Here is a 17,964-nt window from a genome sequence, read left to right on the forward strand (position 1 = left end):
AGGCTGGTTTATGTCGCAGCTTGTCGAGGGGCAGATTCTCGATGGTCGCTACCGCATCGGAGCCACCATCGCACACGGTGGCATGAGCACCGTGTACTGCGCCACCGATTTGCGGCTCGATCGCAGGGTGGCCGCAAAGGTCATGGATCCGCGTTTTGTCGACGACGAGTCTTTCCGCATCCGCTTCGAACGTGAGGCCCGCGCGGTCGCGCACCTCAATGACGAGTCGCTCGTCAACGTCTACGACCAGGGCACGGACCCGGCGGGGCATGTTTTCCTCATTATGGAATTCGTCGACGGTGGGACCCTCCGCGAGCTGCTCCGTCAGCGCGGTCCGATGCCTCCACATGCAGCTGCCGTCGTAATGCGCTCGGTTTTGCGCGCCCTATCGGTGGCGCATTCCCGCGGCATGGTGCACCGAGATATCAAGCCGGAAAATGTGCTGATTGCCTCGGACGGGCGAGTGAAGCTGGCGGACTTCGGTCTAGTGCGCGCGGCCGCTGATGCCAAGGTGACCTCTAACTCGGTCATCGTCGGCACCGTCGCTTATCTGGCTCCGGAGCAGGTCACGGGTGAATCCATCTCCCCTGCCTCCGATGTGTATGCGGCGGGTATTTTGCTCTTTGAGCTGCTTACCGGCACCACGCCATTCATCGCCGATTCTTCGCTCGGCGTTGCCATGAAGCGATTGAACGAAGATGTCCCGCCACCCTCGGAGCTCATCGACGGCGTTCCCGAGGAGTTCGACGAGTTGGTCGCCCGCGCTTGTTCCCGCAGGCCGGAGGATCGGTTTGAGACGGCCGAGGAATTCGGTGACGCACTCGAAGACATTGCGGACAAACTCGCGCTGCCACCATTCCGCGTGCCATCGCCCGTCAATTCAGCAGCCGCCAACGCTGCCGCCATGGAGGGGCTCACAGAGGACTTCCACCGACCGGGCAACGACCATTTCGATGACAGACACGGCACCGCAGAGACGGCACCCGAGCGCTTCGGTCACGACGGCTATGGCTTCTCGACGGACGCACCCGGTAGCCCCGTTTCTTCCCGACCACCGGGACCACCAAACGTTTTCGATGATTTCGACGACCCGGATGCGGGGCGGACACGCACTTTCGATCGCTATGACGAGTACAACCCCACTGGCTGGGAATCCCCGGAGCCGTCTGGTGGAGCTCTCGTACCAGCCGACGTTCCAGGCGCTCCGGAATATCCGCTGCCGCCGGACACTCAGGGGCCACAGCACCCACAGCATCCGCAGCCGCGATCTGCTCAGACTCAGACGCCTAAGAGCCGTCGAGCTACCCGACAGCGGACGCGCCGTGGATGTGCATTGTGGCTGATTATCGCCCTGGTTGCCACGTTGGGCATGGGGCTTGGCGCGTGGTGGCTGGGCTCTGGCCGTTATGGCGAAGTGCCCTCTATCACTGGGCTGTCGCAACCACAGGCGATGACCGCAATCAGTGAGGCGGGCTTTGAACCGGTGGTTGATGAGCGCTACGACAACGATGTCGCAGTGTCCCAGATTATTGGCTCGGACCCCCTGGCTGGAGCGCGGGTTGTCCGCGGTGATGATGTTCGCGTACTGGTCAGTCTCGGCCGCCCGACTGTGCCCGCATATCCCGCGAACCACTCAAAGGAAGTGTTCAGTGCTGCCCTAGCTAAGCGGACGTTGAAAGAAGAGGTCGGAGACCCCGTCTTTTCCGATGATGTCTCCACCGGCGGCTTGGTATATGCGGTTCCTGCTCCAGGACAGACCGTCGAAGTTGGCTCAGTTGTGACTGTGCATTACTCCAAGGGGCCAGCACCGGTGAAGGTGCCAAAAATCGTGGGGCTTCAAGAGGATGAAGCTCGTGAGCTGTTGAGCAAGGCCGGGCTGGAAGTCCGGGAGGTATCGGCGGAGTTCTCCTCCTCTGCTGAGCCGGAAGAGGTTCTTTCCGTGTCTCCTGAGGAAGGCACTGGCCTCGAACGCGGTAGTTCTGTGACGTTGACCATTAACAACGGCATCGAAGTGCCCAATGTCGTGGGCAAGTCGGAGGATACTGCTCGCCAAATTCTGCAGCGCGAGGGCATTGAGGTAAGCGAAGTAAAGGACGCGTCCTCCTCCTCGCGCGACTACGGCCGTGTCGACGCAGTCTCACCGAGTGCAGGTCGTTTGGTTAACCCCAATGATGCGACTGTCACGCTGACGGTGTCCAGAGCAGTGAAGGTTCCGCAGCTGCTGGGTAAAACTGTTGCGCAGGCACGTCGTGAAGCGGAGAAACAGCATCTTCAGCTCGACATCGACGTCTCTGCGAACGAGGAGGATCGCATCGTATTGCAGTCACCCCGACCGGGCGCCAAGGCCACGGCGGGCGACCGCATTTCGGTCAGCACTCTGTAAAAAGTGCAGCGCTCCACTGAACGCGGCGCTGCACCAGCTGGGCTAGTTGTACCTAGCTGAGCTGGTTGCAACTAGTTGCGCAGCATCTCGGCAACCAGGAAGGCCAGCTCCAGCGACTGCTGAGTGTTCAAACGCGGGTCACAGGCGGATGCGTAACGGCCTGGCAGGTCGACATCGGAAATGTCCTGCGCGCCACCGAGGCACTCAGTGACATCTTCGCCGGTCAGCTCCACGTGGATACCGCCCGGGTGTGAACCGATCGAGCGGTGCACCTCGAAGAAGCCCTGAACCTCGTCGACGATGCGGTCGAAGTGGCGGGTCTTGTACCCATTGGAGGCCGAGTAAGTGTTGCCATGCATCGGGTCGCACTGCCAAATGACCTTGTGACCAGAAGCTTCCACAGCCTCAACGATGGGAGGCAGCACGGAGCGAACCTTGTCATTGCCCAGACGCGAAGTCAGGGTCAGGCGACCAGGCTGGAAGAACGGGTCGAGCTTGTCGGCGTAAGTGACAGCCTCCTCCGGCGTGGTGGTCGGGCCAATCTTCACACCGACGGGGTTGCCAATCATGGCAGCCAGGTTGATGTGGAAATCCTCAATGCCACGGGTGCGCTCACCAATCCACAGCTGATGCGCGGAGAGGTTGAACAGCTCCTGGCTGCCATCGTTTTCAGAAAGGCGCAGCATAGCGCGCTCGTAGTCAACAACCAGCGCCTCATGCGAGCAGTAAATCTGCGCGGTCTGCAGGTTCGAGTCCGCAACACCACAGGCAGCCATGAACTGCAGTGCGTGATCAATCTCGCGTGCCAGGTCCTCGTAGCGGGCGCCAGCCGGCGAGTTGCTGACGAACTCACGGTTCCACTCGTGCAGACGGTGCAGGTCAGCGGTGCCCGAACCTGTCAGTGCACGTACCAGGTTCATCGCCGCGGAGGCATTGGCGTAGGCACGCACCATTCGAGCTGGGTCGTGAACTCGAGCTTCTTCGGTCGGCTCAACACCGTTGACCATGTCACCGCGGTAGCTGAGCAAACCGTCGCCGTCGATGTCCTTCGAGCGCGGCTTGGCGTACTGACCAGCGATACGAGCCATCTTCACGACCGGAGTGGATGCGCCGTAGGTCAGCACAACGGCCATCTGCAGCAAGGTCTTCACATTGGCGCGGATGTGCGGCTCAGTATTGGACTCAAAGGTCTCCGCACAATCACCGCCCTGCAACAGGAAGGCCTTACCATTAGCGACGTCGGCAAGCTCCTGACGAAGCTTGCGAACCTCAGGCGCGACCACAATTGGCGGCACCGATTCGAGAATGCGACGCACGTTTGCAGCGGCGCGGGCATCCCAGCTTGGCTGCTGTAGGGCTTGGCGGGATACGACATCAGCAAAGCGCTCAGCCATGTCTCCGGGAAGCGGTGGCAGATCGGGCAGGTCATCTACAGGGAGATCAATAGTCCAACTCACAGAAGTTCATTGTAGTGCCCCTGCCAGAAGGGTGTTAGTCAGGTCACCAAATATTCGAATTCCGTTGCTTAATCAAGCGGCAACTTCTGTGCAATCTTTTGAAACTTCAGCAGATTGTGCTGGGCATCTGCCAGCGCGTCGTGCTTACCTGCAGTCTGTTTCGGCAACCGTGGCTTGCCCGCCATCTCCCAGTACTGCTTGAGTTCACGGGTATAACGTGGCATGAACTGCGGCAGCTTGGTCATATCACCCCAAAGCTGCACCAACGCAATGTGATCGTAGGCGCCTACCCAAGCCCACAGCTCTGGGCTGCCCGTACCGGGTTCGGTGAAAAATGCCAGCAGTTCCTCGCGGATCGTGTCCCGGTTCTTCCACAGCGGAGATGAGGGGTTGGGCAGCTGATTGAGCACGTTGGCCCGCACCCACGGGCCGGCCTTGCTCTCATTGAACTCGGTAGACACCGCGTAGTATTCGCGGCCGTCCTCAGCTACGACACCGATGGAGACAAGATCAATAGTCTTGCCGTCTTCAATAAACTCGGTGTCATAAAAATAACGCACGGTGTGGAATCCTCTCCAGCCTCGGCCTCGCGTCGGCTACCTCGCGACCAAAAGACCGTGGAGCCCTACCGAGCAAATCTTACCCATGCACCGAATCGCCATAGGAAGTGTGCAGCCCCACTGTCGCGAAAACTATCTGCGCCTAATTATTCTAGCGAGCGCGTCGGAACCAGCGACGAGGGGTCGGCTTCGGCCCCGGAGCCGGAGTAGTGAGCTCTCCACCCGGTTCGGTTCCCGCTGGATAGCCGGTGCCGGCCTCCAAGGACTTCTTCACATCAGTCGCGTAAGCATCGACATATTCCTGACCAGAAAGCTTCTGAATTTCCTTAATCAGGTCATCCGTCAGTGCCCTGGCCGCTTCATACTCATCGCTGTACTTGGCTTTGTACTCCGACGGATTAATCGGATCGCCGATAATCGTGCCGACCTTCACCGGACGAGGAATCCACGAACCAATCGGGTTGGCTTTCTCCGTATCAATCATCGCCATTGGGAACACCGGCACACCGGCCTCCAGCGCGACACGTGCCGCACCGGTTTTACCGCGGTACAGTCGACCATCGGGACTACGGGTGCCTTCCAAGGAAATGCCCAGCAGGTCACCGCGTGACAGCACCTTCAAGCCGGCGTTCAGCGCATCGCGAGCTGCATCACCAGAGGTACGGTCAATCGGCACCTGCCCCACCGAGGAGAAGAAGAACTTCTGGATACCGCCGACAAAGCCCGGCGTGGTGAAGTACTCCGCCTTCGCCAGGAACGTCAGCTGACGACGGCAGACCAGTGGGAAGAAAAAGTGATCCATCACAGCAAGGTGGTTCGACGCCATCAGCGCTGGACCTTCCTGAGGAATCTTCTCACCACCGATGTAGTACGGGCGATTATAGATCCGCAGCCAAGGGCCAATGAGGATGTACTTAAAGAACTTGTACCAGCGATTATTCACAGTTTAAAACTATACAGGTTCAGTTGGTCCGACGATCCATCTCCGCAGCCATTCCCCCACCTTTTCGCGGGCGAATTCCCCTGCAATCCCCAAATTGACGCTTTACGACGATGTCGCACCCTCGGCAGCCACAACGCTGCGCGCAATATCCGCCGCACCAATCAACCCAGCATCCGCACCTAGTTCAGCGACCCGCACATCCGCTACCGGACGATAGCCAGCGCCGGTGAGATTGCGGGCAAACTCGGCCTTGGCCTTGTCCAGGTATAGATCAGACGCCGAGGCAACACCGCCACCGATAACAATCAATTCCGGATCAAAGACATCGCCCACCATCGACAGGCCACGCCCCAGCCAGGTAGCAAAGTCATCAATCGCAGCTAGAGCCAATTCATCCCCCTGGCGAGCAGCCGAGACGACATCGGTACCAGTTACCGAGCCGGCCACGAGCCCGTCGGTAAGCCGCGAGAAGTAGCGACCGGATTCAGAGAGTTCCTGAGCGGTGGTAACCAACGCCGTACCCGAGCAGTAACGCTCCAAGCAACCACGCTTTCCGCAGGAGCAGGGACGACCATCCGGCACAACGGTGAGGTGGCCGAATTCCGGCGCCGTGCCGTACGCGCCACGGTAAATCTCACCCCCCTGCATCATCGCGCCGCCGATTCCCGTACCCAGCGCAAACAGCACCCAATTATCCGCACCGCGAGCCGCACCAAAGCGATACTCACCCCAGGCGGCCGAGTTGGCATCGTGCTCAAGCTGCAGCGGACATGGGAGAAGCAAGGATAAACGCTTGACGACGTTCGCATCGCGCCACGGCAGATGCGGGGCAAAACGAACCGTCTGGCGGTCAGAATCCAAAAAACCAGCTACAGCTAAACCGATGGCGCTGACATCTGGAAAGCGTTCAACCAAGCGCTCGGATGTCTGGACAATGCCACGTTCAATGGCATCCACACTGCCGTCAGAACTAGTCTGAACTCGATACAGCACCTGCCCATCAGCGCTGACCACTGCAGCGCGCAGGTTTGTTCCACCAATATCAAAACCGATAGCCGGGCGATCAGCGGCGTCGGACTCTTCTGAGCTCGGATGAATCGGAATATCGGTGGACATAACAGTTGATTATAAAGGGATTGCGCAGGTTCGGAGAATTCGGCGAGCCCGAGCAGCCATGACCTCCCAGGTCCACGACTGCACAACATGCTCCCGACCACAGGCTCCCATCGCCGCCGCGCGCTCCGGATTATCCAAAATCTCAACCAGCCCGATGGCGACGCTGCGCTTCGAGGCCCCGTCGACAACGATGCCAGTTTCGCCATCGATAACTGTCTCCGGGGCGCCACCAGACTTGCCAGCTATGACAGGGACACCGCAGGCCTGTGCTTCCAAGTAGACAATGCCGAGGCCTTCTACATCGAGGCCACGTCCGCGGGTTCGGGCGGGCATGGCAAAAATGCTGGCCGCATTGTAATAGGCGGGGAGGTCATCATAAGAGACCTTGCCGGCAAAAATGACCTGCTCGGAGACCCCGAGCTTTACTGCCAGCTTTTTCAATTCTCGGTTCAACGGACCAACACCCACGATCAGCAACCTGGCATCCGGGTGCTGCTCAAGAACCTTAGGCATGCTGCGAATCAGCATATCTTGGCCTTTTCGGCGCACTAGCCGAGAAATACAGACGATAAGCGGCTGAGACTCACCGATTCCGTGGTGCTGCCGGATCTTCTGTCCCGCCTCGGGGTCCGGAGAAAATCGCTCGATATCGACACCGGAAGGCAGGCGTTCAAATGCTGTTTGCGGACCAAAGGCTGCCGCAAATCGACCACGGGTGTAGCGGGAAATATAGGTCACAACATCGGAGCTCTTACCAATGCGCCTCAGCATCTGGCGGGCCAATGGCAGCATCGACCAGCCCACTTCATGTCCGTGAGTGGTAGCAACGATGCGGGTGGCACCTGCGCGACGGCATGCGTCGGCAAGCAAACCAAGTGGCGCGGCGGCACCAAACCATACGGTGTCAATGCGTTCGGTGCGAATAATCTGAGCGGCGCGACGAGCTACGTGCGGCAGTGGCAGCAGCACGGAATCACGCATGCGGTAAACACGGTACGGTAGCGACTCGTCGTAGGCGCGGAGCTTTTCCTTCGGAGCTCGCGAGGACGCGAGGACTACGAGGTTCTCCGGATCCAAACGAGCACAGAAATCACGCAGGTAGGACTCGATTCCACCATCGCGAGGCGGGAAGTCATTCGTAATGAGCAGTACGCGCGCAGACATGGAGCCGAGTTTATCTACCTTGACTAAAAGGACGCGAGGTCACCTGCCGCTAGTTAGAAGCGGACAGCGCCTTGGTACGGGCCCCCCTGGTCGATGGAAACGACCTGGACTGGAATACCGTAGTCGGAAGCATGGACAATCTGACCATTGCCGATGTACATGCCCACGTGCGTGATTCCCGGGTAGTAACCGATGATGTCGCCCGGCTGCAGCTGGTCGCGGCTCACCGGAGTACCACCGGCGAGCTGCGCCTGCGAGGTCCGCGGGATGGACTTACCAATCTGCTGGTACGCCCAGTACATCAGACCCGAGCAATCGAACTCAGAGGGACCAGCAGCTCCCCACGAGTACGGGGAGCCCAGCTTCGACAGAGCGGCATCAACTGCGGCGGAAGATCCGAGCAGTTTGTCCAACCCTTCGGTAATTGGGTTGTTCTTGGAAATCCAAATTTCCCGCTGTTCGGGGCTCAGCGATTCAACCATGGACTTGACATGCTCGGCGCGCTCATCAAATTCGGCGCTGCGCTTGTCCAAATCATCGCGGCGCTTGGCCAGGTCATCGAGCTGCTTGCGGATATCGTCCTGCAGACGCAGCGCATTGGCCTTACCATCCTCGGCATCCTTGCGGGCTTGCACCGCACGGCTGACAACTTCATCGTTGTCGCGGAACATCTTGTTGATGTAACCGGCACGGTCGATAGCGTCCTGAGCACTGGCAGATCCCAGGGCGGCCGACAATGGGTCGACGATTTCACCACGCATCCGCTTCTTCGCGAAGTAAGAAATCTCACCAGAGAGCGCCTTGAGGTCATCCTGTGCTCGGAGAACCTGATCCTCAGAGTGCTTCAGCTCCCCCTCGGCGTGCCGGAGTTCCTCTTCCTTGGCCTGAACCTGGGAATCCAGCTCGGTAACTTCCTCAGAAACCGCTTCGGTATCCCGAGAAATCTTCTCCAGCTCTGCAATAATGCCGTCTGCAGTAGCCAGATCCGGGGCTGGCTGTTCATCCTGTGCAGAGGCAATCGGCGCCAAACCTACGGCGCCAAAGGTTAGCCCAGTCACGACCGTAAGCCCGACTACACCGCGACGAGAGTTGTGGCGACGACGAGAGACACGGTGACGCGACAAATCCAAACCCTTTTCAAGTTGTGTATTCAAATTTCTTCCCCGAAAAACAAAACATCAAACCACTTGACGCATTCGAGCAAATTGTAGCAGCCTTGCCGCGGAACAACACACCGACAAACCGCCAGCGCAAAGGGGTATCCAAAGGGAGTAACCAGGATAGCCCTTCGACTCCACGCATTGCGTAACCGCAGTAGAAAAACAAAAAATGAGGCGAGCGCCCCTATAGTGCTTTACGACGCGCATAGCGTCAGCACCCGGGCGCTCGCCTCAGTGCCCCCTCGGTAAAAAGAGAGCCAAGGCTCTGCGGGGTATCAAGGCCCCGCAGGTTGTCATCCGTTCAAACAGATTAGAAGCGGACGAAGTTGTGAACCGGCATGTAGTTCATCGGAGCTTCCTTGACGACATCGCCGGACTGCGGAGCGTGAATCACGTTGCCGTTGCCGGAGAAGATGCCGACGTGGGTAGCGCCAGAGTAGAAGGAAACGATGTCACCCAGTGCCGGGCTGGAGACCGCGGTACCCTGGGAAGCCTGCGCCTGGGAGGTACGCGGGATCGACTTACCGACCTGCTGGTATGCCCAGGAGGTCAGACCGGAGCAGTCGAAAGAGTTCGGACCGGTAGCGCCCCACACATACGGGGAACCGATCTTGGAACGTGCAGCGGAGACGATAGCCGAACCAGTGGACGGTGCTGCAACGTTTGCAACGCTGCCGGAGGTAACCTCACCTGCGATGTCGTTGAACTTGCCAACAACATCCTGCATACCTGCAACCTGCGGGGTATCGAAGCCGTTCAGTGCGCCCTGGATGTCGTTCAGCGGGTTAGCGTTAGCGGTCGGAACTGCGAGAGCGGTAACGCCGGCGACAGTTGCGCCAAATGCGACTGCGTTGCGTGCAAAGTTAGAACGGCGGTGGTGCTTGCCCATTGTTTTGAAACTCCAAAATCTTCCTGTTTAGCCGACCGGGTTAGCTGACGGGTTCGGAAGAATGGAAGACTTCCTACCCTCCGGGATTTCCCTTTGGGATTCACCCCATGGTTCGAGGTGGGTCCCCGGCTCGAATCCCCTGAGGCTCTCACTACTTAGACCCTCAGGACCTTCGATAAGGCTCTGTGTTTTCTTATCAATGACCGGCACCAACTCAGTGGCCCCGTTTCAATGTCTCGATAAGGTTACGAAATGGCATCAAGTTTTGTCTAGCCGTTTGTCCAGAAAACCGCTCGAGGCCCGGTTGTTACCATCGATAGAACTAAACCGTTACCAAGCTGTTACAACTAAACACTCCCCCTATAGCGGAATAATAACAGTTTGATAAACGTGTCACTACCTGGCATTTTGAAGTCCGCCGAGAACTTTACACTTAATGCCTTAAAGTCGACACATTTTTATCGCGGGCTCAAAACGTGTTTTATGTCACACTCCAGCTTGCAACAGCTCAATTTGCTCAAGTTTCACAGTTTTAACACCACTAGGAGCGCTCAGCATAGGATTATTGACGTGGATTCAGGACAACAGCACTTCCCTCTCGAAGGCACCGTCGATGATTCTCTTTTCAACACCACCTTTGTCGTCGTAGACCTGGAAACGACCGGATTGAAGGCCAAAAACGACCACATCATTGAAATTGGGGCCATCAAAACCCGTGGCGGTAAGACAATTGGCACCTTTTCCAGCTTCATCGACCCCGGTATGGAGATCCCCGACCACATCACATCTCTGACCGGCATCACTACCGCCGATGTTGAAACCGCCCCACAGCTCGGCACAGTTATTACTCAGTTCCTCGAATTTGCCCGGGGAAGCGTCTGGGTTGCGCATAATGCCAAGTTCGATATTGGATTCCTCCGCCAGGCTTGCACAGATTTGGGCCTAGATTGGCCGAGCCCCAGTGTCGTAGACACCCTCACGTTGGCGCGTCGCGTCCTCGACCGCTCACAAGTTGGCAGTTTCAAGCTCTCACAGCTCGCACGGTACGTCGGTTCTCCGAATCGCCCCACCCACCGGGCGCTTGACGACGCAATCGCAACCGTCGACGTCCTTCACTACCTCATGGAGAGACTAGCTGGCGATGAAGTACAAACAGCGTCCGAGCTAGTACACTACTCGCCCACCGTCGCTCCAGAGGTTCGTGCTAAACGGCACCTTGCCGATGGAGCTCCGCACACCCCTGGTGTCTATGTTTTTCGGTCAAGAAATGACGACCCCTTATATATAGGTACAGCTCTCGATTTGCGACGTAGACTTCTGCAGTATTTCAACGGCACTGATTCTCGTCGCAAGATTACGGAAATGGTCTCTCTAGCCGAACGCGTCGAGATCATCGAGTGCCCGCACGGCTTCGCTGCAGAAATCCGCGAGGCTCGTCTGATTTCTGCACTCCGTCCGCCCTACAACCGACAACGCACCGAACCAACCCGCGGCTGGTACATCGTCCCCACTAGCCCCGGTCGGCCTGCCAAAATTAGCCGGACAGTCACCGACGCCCGCAGCCTAGGTCCGTTCCGCACGCGCGACACCGCTACTGCCATCCGCGACAGGTTCTCCGCGCTTAACGACGACTTTGCGATAACAACCGCCCAGATCTCCACCACCGGTTCCAACGAGATCGCAGACATGATTGCAGAGATATCAGCACTTGCCGAAGCACACCGCTTCCAACGCGCGGCAGTGCAGCGTGACCGCACTGCGGAGTTCATTATCAGCTTGGACAAGCAGCAGCGCCTGAGCATGCTTGCCGCCATCCCATCTCTGCAAGCCGCTTTCCCCGATGGCAATGGAGGCTGGCACCTAGCGGAAATTCGCTACGGCAGGTTGGCCGGCGCCAGCACCGCACCACGTGGCGCGGATATGAACTACATCATCGACCTCATGGTGAGTTCGGCCCAAACAGTCACTCCAGATGACTCCTTATATAAAGGAGCATCAATTGATGAACTCAGTATTATCTGGAAATGGCTGCAGCGCCCGGAGGTACGAATAAAGCCCACCGGAGGCGAGTTTTCCTACCCTAGGCTGGGCGCAGGAAAATACCTTCAGTGGGCAATTGACGCGCAGCAAGCACGTCGTGAAGCGCGACGCGAACCTTAACCCTTCATCGCCGCGGTAAGGATGTCCAAGCACAGCCCCGACTGGAGCGTTTCCTTGACCTCTTCAATGGAGTCGGCCATAGCTTCCTTTAGCGGACGGCCACTCAGACCACGCGAAATGGCGATTGCGGCGGCGGAGTTAAGGATGACTGCATCGCGAATCGGGCCTTCGAGCTCGCCAGCCCAAATGCGACGTGCAACATCAGCGTTGTAAGCAGGGTCACCGCCACGCAGCGCGTCAATTTCGGAGTACTCCATGCCATAGTCATGTGGATCGATGGCATCTTCGGCAACTCCACCGTTTTCCACAATAAAGACCTTGGTGGGGCCAGTAACGGTAATCTCGTCGAGGCCATCGCTTCCGCGAACCACCAGCGCGCGCTGACCACGGCGGGCGAAGGTGTCCGCCATCGTCTCCATCTGATCTTCGAAGGCACAGCCAATCAAGCTCGCCTGCGGGCGTGCTGGATTCGTCAGCGGCCCCAACAGGTTGAAGACTGTCGGAACCGCTAGCTCCTTACGCACCGGTCCAGCGAAGCGCATGGCCGGATGAAAGCGAGCGGCAAAGAGGAAGCGCACGTAGAAATCCGGATGTTCCGGAGAAGTAACGAGACCGTTCTCAATGTCGATGCCAAAGGCCTCCAGCATGTCAGCTCCGCCCGACTTCGAGGAAGCCGCGCGGTTACCGTGCTTGAGCACCGGCACACCGCTGGCCGCGATAACAATCATGGACATCGTGGAGATGTTGACGGTATTTGCGCCATCACCACCGGTGCCGACGATATCGACTGCACCGCGCTCAATAACACCGGCGAGCTGTGGATCATGAACTGGGCGGGCAAATGAAAGCATGCCCTCAGCCGCAGCATCGAGCTCGGCAGCCGTAATCCCCTTGGCGAGGAGACCGAAAGCAAACGTTGCGGTCTGCACGTCCCCGGAAGCACCGGACATGATCTGATCCATGGCGAATCGAATGCCCTCACCGGAAACTTCGCGGCCAGCGCCAATCGTGGAGAGAACATGGCGCCAGTTTTCGACCGCCCTCTTATCGCCGATCTCGCTCATCGCCACTCCCTTCCACTAGATAGTCGAGTCTGTATTCGTACTTTATTAATACAACTGCACCTAGGTTCTGCTGGCTATCCCGCCCACCAGGCGCACCACATCACAGGGCTGTTGAAAAAATCCCACCGTGCTGTACGTAATAAGACAAGATACCTCCCCCATATATCCAGCGCATCACCAGGTCCACCTTTTGCGTTCACCGAAAATCTCACCCCCATTGGGGCAACTGGAAAAATACGATATTAAACAGAGCCGAACCTGCGATAAACTAACCGACAGCCGATGCCGCAGTATCGCTAACCCAGGTTCACCGGAGGCGAACTTGGCAGTCCAGGGGGATGGACACCACGCACCTCGGCACAACAAAACCCTCGAATTCACCCGCGTCGGATAAAGACACCGGAAAGTTCCCAACAGGGGGAAAAATTAGTGAAATTCTCAGAAACCTTTCCTCGCGACCTGGGATTTTAGGAATTTTTATACAAAAACGGGGGTTGCAACGTGACTACTCCTTAAGAACAGTACATACTGTTAGTTGTGACGAGCGCAGTTGAAAATCAAGGTATGACAGCACCACGTCGTGCTGCGACACTAAACCGACCGAATATGGTCAGTGTCGGCACGATTGTGTTCCTGTCTCAGGAATTAATGTTCTTCGCCGGTCTGTTCGCGATGTACTTCGTGTCACGCGCGAACGGCCAGGGCGATTCGTGGGATTGGGGTACCGGCCACCTCAATGTCCCGTACGCACTATTGATCACCGTGATCCTAGTGTCGTCTTCGTTCACTGCCCAGTGGGGCGTGTTCGCGGCCGAGCGTGGCGACGTTTTCGCACTCCGTAAGTGGTACGCACTGTCTACCGCCCTGGGTGCAATCTTCCTCGTCGGCCAGGCTTACGAGTACTTCACCCTGGTTAGCCACGGTCTGACCATTCAGAACTCCATTTACGGTTCGGTCTTCTTCATCACCACCGGATTCCACGCAGCCCACGTCCTCGCGGGTGTGCTGGCTTTCGTTGTGGTGCTTATCCGTACCTCCAAGGCGAAGTTCACCCCGGCACAGGCCACTGCTGCCATCGTGGTCTCGTACTACTGGCACTTCGTCGACGTCGTGTGGATTGGCCTGTTTATCACCATCTACTTCATCCAGTAGGCCGTATTGGCCGTCCTTTGTTTAGTACGGCCTACAGCCCATCCACTTTCCACGAACAGTATTAAAGGGAAAAAGATGGAAAACACTACCTCCGAAACCAAGGACACCACGTCCTTGGCTGCGGCCCCGAAGTCAAAGGGCCGCCGCAAGATGCGCCGTACTGCCTCCGGCATTATGGCTATGGCTCTCGCCCTCACCGGCGCGGGCTTCCTCGCTAATGCTCTGACCCCTGATGCACAGACGGCTACTGCTCAGCAGGATGAAGCCGCAATGATTCAGCAGGGCAAGGAGCTTTACGACGTTGCTTGTATTACTTGCCACGGCGCCAACCTTCAGGGCGTTAAGGACCGCGGCAAGTCGCTGATCGGCGTCGGCGAAGGCTCGGTTTACTTCCAGGTTCACTCCGGTCGTATGCCGATGCTCCGCAACGAGGCTCAGGCAGCACGTAAGACCCCGCGTTACTCCGAAGAGCAGACGCTGGCTATCGCAGCCTACGTCCAGGCTAATGGCGGCGGCGCCGGCATCGTCCGCGACGAGGACGGCTCCATCGCTATGGAGTCGCTACGCGGTAAGAACGCTGGCCCGAACGGTGAGCTTGACAAGGCTGACGTTGCTCGCGGTTCCGAGCTGTTCCGCCTGAACTGTGCATCCTGCCACAACTTCACCGGTCGTGGCGGCGCACTGTCCAGCGGTAAGTACGCACCGGTCCTGGATCCTGCAAATGAGCAGGAAATCTACCAGGCCATGCTGACCGGCCCGCAGAATATGCCGAAGTTCTCTGACCGCCAGCTGTCTGCTGACGAGAAGAAGGACATCATCGCCTACATCAAGAACGCCAAGGAAACTCCGACCCCGGGTGGTTGGGGCATTGGTGGCATCGGCCCAGTTGCTGAGGGCCTTGTCATGTGGATTGTAGGCATTGTCGCTCTCGTAGCGGCCGCTCTTTGGATTGGATCCCGCCGATGAGTAATAACGAAAACAAGAAGTACAGCTCCGAAGAGCTGTCGAAGATGAGCAATGCGGATCTCGCTCGTCTGGGTGCTGAACTCGATGACGTGACCATTGCTTACCGCAAGGAACGCTTCCCGATTGCCAACGACCCGGCTGAAAAGCGCGCGGCTCGTGGTGTCACCATCTGGCTGGCACTGTCGGTCATTCTTGGCCTGGCATTCATCGCCATCTACCTGTTCTACCCGTGGCACTACAAGGGGCACGGCGAAGAGGGTCTGTGGCTGTACACTATGTACACCCCGCTGCTGGGTATCACCATCGGTGGCTGCATCGTCACCCTGGGTATTGGTGCAGTTAAGTTCACCAAGCGCTTCATTCCGGAAGAGATTTCGGTTCAGCGCCGCCACGATGGTCCGTCCGAAGAGGTCGACCAGAAGACCATCGTTGCCCTGCTGAACGATTCTTGGCAGACCTCCACCCTGGGTCGTCGCTCCGCTATCAAGGGCCTCCTTGGTACCGGCGCCGTCCTGGCTGGTATCGGCATGATCCTTCCGCTTGGCGGCATGATTAAGAACCCGTGGAAGCCACGCCACGACGTTGACGTCACTGGTGACGGCACCCTGTGGACCACTGGCTGGACTCTCGTCGAGAAGGGCCACAAGGTTTACCTGGGTCGCGACACCGGCGCTATCGCTGAAGAGGGCGTACACGGCTACACCACTAAGGGCGTTTCCCGCCTGGTTCGCCTCCGCCCAGAGGACCTGTCCGCAGGTTCCATGGAGACCGTCTTCCCTCTTCCGGAGGAGGACGTCAACGACGGCGACAAGTACTCCAAGGATGCTGATGTCTACGAGGCACACATGCACTCGATTCACGGCTCCCGCAACTCGGTCATGCTGATCCGTCTGCGTTCCCAGGACGCTGAAAAGGCAATCCTGCGCAAGGGTCAGGAAGACTTCCACTACGGCGACTACTTCGCCTACTCGAAGATTTGTACACACATCGGTTGCCCGACTTCTCTGTACGAACAGCAGACGAACCGTATTCTCTGCCCATGCCACCAGTCGCAGTTCGATGCACTGCACTACGGCAAGCCGGTCTTCGGTCCAGCTGCTCGCGCTCTTCCAGAGCTGCCGATCAGCGTTGACGAAGAAGGCTACATGTACGCAGAGGGCAACTTCATTGAGCCCGTCGGTCCGGCATTCTGGGAGCGTCAGTCATGAGTAATCCAACGAAACTAGCAACCGCTGCTAAGAATATGGATGACCGCTACACCCTGTCTGGCGGCATGCGTAAGCAGCTCAATAAGGTATTCCCTACCCACTGGTCCTTCCTGCTGGGCGAGATTGCACTCTACTCCTTCGTAGTCCTGCTCTTCTCGGGTGTTTACCTGACTCTGTTCTTCGACCCGTCGATGTCGAAGGTCATTTACGACGGTGCCTACGCGCCGCTCAACGGTGTCGAGATGTCTCGCGCCTACGAGACCGCCCTGCAGATCTCCTTCGAGGTTCGCGGTGGCCTGTTCATTCGCCAGATTCACCACTGGGGTGCTCTGCTGTTCGCCGTGTCCATCATGGCGCACATGTTCCGCATCTTCTTCACCGGCGCATTCCGCAAGCCGCGTGAGGCTAACTGGGTCATCGGTTCCATCCTCCTGCTGCTGTCCGTGGCAGAGGGCTTCATGGGTTACTCCCTGCCGGACGACCTGCTTTCCGGTGTTGGTCTGCGTATTATGTCCGCAATCATCATCGGTCTGCCGATTATCGGCACCTGGCTGCACTGGATGATGTTCAACGGCGACTTCCCGGGTGACATGATTATCCCGCGCCTGTACATTGCACACGTGCTGATTCTCCCGGCCCTGCTGCTGGGTCTGATTGCCGCTCACCTGGCTCTGGTCTGGTACCAGAAGCACACCCAGTTCCCTGGCGCAGGTCGTACCGAGAACAACGTCGTCGGCGTTCGTATTCTCCCGATCTTCGCAGTCAAGTCCGTTTCCTTCGGCCTGATTACGTTCGGCTTCCTGGCGCTATTCGCTGGTATCTTCCAGATCAACGCAATTTGGAACCTTGGCCCGTACAACCCGGCGCAGGTTTCCGCTGGTTCCCAGCCGGATATCTACATGCTGTGGACTGACGGTGCTGCCCGTGTCATGCCGCCGTGGGAGCTTTACTTGGGCTCTTACACGATCCCGGCAGTCTTCTGGGTCGCCCTGCTCTGTGGTGTTCTGGTTGTCCTGCTCTTCGCTTACCCGTTCATCGAGGCGAAGATCACCGGCGACAACGCCCACCACAACCTGCTGCAGCGTCCGCGCGACGTGCCGGTTCGCTCCGGCCTGGGTGCCATGGCTTTGGTCTTCTACACCCTGCTGACTCTGTCCGGTGGTAACGACCTGATCGCATACCACTTCCAGATCTCGCTGAACGTGATGACCTGGGTTGGCCGTATCGGTCTGATCATCCTGCCTCCGATCGCTTACTTCGTCACTTACCGAATCTGCATCGGCCTGCAGCGCTCTGACCGCGCTGTCCTGGAGCACGGCATCGAGACGGGCATCATCAACCAGCTACCTGATGGTTCCTTCATCGAGGTCCACCAGCCACTGGGTCCGGTCGACGAGCACGGCCACGCCGTTCCGCTCGAGTACCAGGGTGCTTACGTCCCGAAGACCATGAACGAACTGGGCGCCGCTGGTAGCCCGGGTCGCGGTAGCTTCTTCAGCCCGGACTCCCCGGAGATCGCCGAAGAGGCAGCTCGTATCGAGCACGAGAACCACGAGCAGCAGGCTCAGATGTTCCGTGACCTCGAAGCTCAAAACGCTGAAGAGCGTCGCCAGCTCGAGCAGTAAAGTTCCGCGGTAGGTTTTCTACTGCGCTCAAATAAGACCACCCCGGTCCGCATCCACTTCGGATGTCGACCGGGGTGGTTTTTGTTACCCAGATTCTTCCGATTTCGCCTTGACCCC

Annotated in this window: 14 protein-coding genes and 1 riboswitch; of the genes, 6 read left to right on the forward strand and 8 right to left on the reverse strand. The window is 58.1% G+C overall.

Annotated elements, in window-relative coordinates:
• Nucleotides 1-10: 10 nt before the first annotated feature.
• Entirely contained in the window at nt 11-2,383 is a 2,373-nt protein-coding gene (locus CRD18_RS05665) for a PASTA domain-containing protein (protein ID WP_070429539.1), read from the forward strand.
• Between the two features lie 71 nt (nt 2,384-2,454).
• On the opposite strand, the gene CRD18_RS05670 is transcribed toward CRD18_RS05665, so the two are convergent.
• The 7 genes from CRD18_RS05670 to CRD18_RS05700 all read right to left on the reverse strand — a co-directional run bounded on the left by CRD18_RS05670 (nt 2,455) and on the right by CRD18_RS05700 (nt 9,672).
• Entirely contained in the window at nt 2,455-3,840 is a 1,386-nt protein-coding gene (locus CRD18_RS05670) for a class II 3-deoxy-7-phosphoheptulonate synthase (RefSeq protein WP_070429538.1), read from the reverse strand.
• Nucleotides 3,841-3,908: 68 nt separating this feature from the next.
• Nucleotides 3,909-4,400, reverse strand: a complete 492-nt coding sequence (locus CRD18_RS05675; RefSeq protein ID WP_016423018.1) for a polyadenylate-specific 3'-exoribonuclease AS — start codon at nt 4,398-4,400, stop codon at nt 3,909-3,911.
• A 151-nt stretch (nt 4,401-4,551) separates the two neighbouring features.
• On the reverse strand, nt 4,552-5,343 hold the full coding sequence (locus CRD18_RS05680; RefSeq protein WP_187406584.1) for a 1-acyl-sn-glycerol-3-phosphate acyltransferase: 792 nt from the start codon (nt 5,341-5,343) through the stop codon (nt 4,552-4,554).
• 102 nt (nt 5,344-5,445) lie between these two features.
• A complete protein-coding gene (locus CRD18_RS05685; protein WP_187406585.1) occupies nt 5,446-6,459 on the reverse strand; it encodes an ROK family glucokinase in 1,014 nt (337 codons plus the stop codon).
• Nucleotides 6,460-6,468: 9 nt separating this feature from the next.
• A complete protein-coding gene (locus CRD18_RS05690; protein WP_187406586.1) occupies nt 6,469-7,623 on the reverse strand; it encodes a glycosyltransferase family 4 protein in 1,155 nt (384 codons plus the stop codon).
• 53 nt (nt 7,624-7,676) lie between these two features.
• The gene (locus CRD18_RS05695) at nt 7,677-8,747 is read right to left on the reverse strand and encodes an NlpC/P60 family protein (RefSeq protein WP_350309571.1); all 1,071 of its coding nucleotides are present in this window, start codon (nt 8,745-8,747) and stop codon (nt 7,677-7,679) included.
• A gap of 346 nt (nt 8,748-9,093) precedes the next feature.
• Complete coding sequence (locus tag CRD18_RS05700; RefSeq protein ID WP_048731217.1) at nt 9,094-9,672, reverse strand: C40 family peptidase; 579 nt, start codon at nt 9,670-9,672, stop codon at nt 9,094-9,096.
• 14 nt (nt 9,673-9,686) lie between these two features.
• A riboswitch (cyclic di-AMP (ydaO/yuaA leader) is annotated at nt 9,687-9,829 on the reverse strand.
• A 413-nt stretch (nt 9,830-10,242) separates the two neighbouring features.
• Here CRD18_RS05700 and CRD18_RS05705 point away from each other — a divergent pair.
• On the forward strand, nt 10,243-11,832 hold the full coding sequence (locus CRD18_RS05705) for a DEDD exonuclease domain-containing protein (RefSeq protein WP_187406587.1): 1,590 nt from the start codon (nt 10,243-10,245) through the stop codon (nt 11,830-11,832).
• On the opposite strand, the gene trpD is transcribed toward CRD18_RS05705, so the two are convergent.
• Nucleotides 11,829-12,896, reverse strand: a complete 1,068-nt coding sequence (trpD, locus tag CRD18_RS05710; protein WP_049190496.1) for an anthranilate phosphoribosyltransferase — start codon at nt 12,894-12,896, stop codon at nt 11,829-11,831. The genes CRD18_RS05705 and trpD overlap by 4 nt on opposite strands.
• Before the next feature lie 537 nt (nt 12,897-13,433).
• Here trpD and CRD18_RS05715 point away from each other — a divergent pair.
• From CRD18_RS05715 to CRD18_RS05730, 4 genes are all read left to right on the forward strand, one after another.
• Nucleotides 13,434-14,048, forward strand: coding sequence for a heme-copper oxidase subunit III (locus CRD18_RS05715; RefSeq protein WP_088611596.1), 615 nt, complete (start codon nt 13,434-13,436; stop codon nt 14,046-14,048).
• A 75-nt stretch (nt 14,049-14,123) separates the two neighbouring features.
• Nucleotides 14,124-15,014: a c-type cytochrome gene (locus CRD18_RS05720; RefSeq protein WP_016423027.1), complete on the forward strand. Its 891-nt coding sequence runs from the start codon at nt 14,124-14,126 to the stop codon at nt 15,012-15,014.
• A complete protein-coding gene (locus tag CRD18_RS05725) occupies nt 15,011-16,222 on the forward strand; it encodes a ubiquinol-cytochrome c reductase iron-sulfur subunit (protein WP_049170241.1) in 1,212 nt (403 codons plus the stop codon). The genes CRD18_RS05720 and CRD18_RS05725 overlap by 4 nt, the downstream gene beginning before the upstream one ends.
• Nucleotides 16,219-17,847 carry a cytochrome bc complex cytochrome b subunit gene (locus CRD18_RS05730; protein WP_016423029.1) on the forward strand — a complete coding sequence of 543 codons (1,629 nt, stop codon included), beginning with the start codon at nt 16,219-16,221 and terminating at the stop codon, nt 17,845-17,847. The genes CRD18_RS05725 and CRD18_RS05730 overlap by 4 nt, the downstream gene beginning before the upstream one ends.
• The last annotated feature ends 117 nt before the right edge of the window (nt 17,848-17,964 follow it).

It is taken from the genome of Corynebacterium sp. LK31, from assembly GCF_014335015.1.
Classification (GTDB): domain Bacteria; phylum Actinomycetota; class Actinomycetes; order Mycobacteriales; family Mycobacteriaceae; genus Corynebacterium; species Corynebacterium jeikeium_D.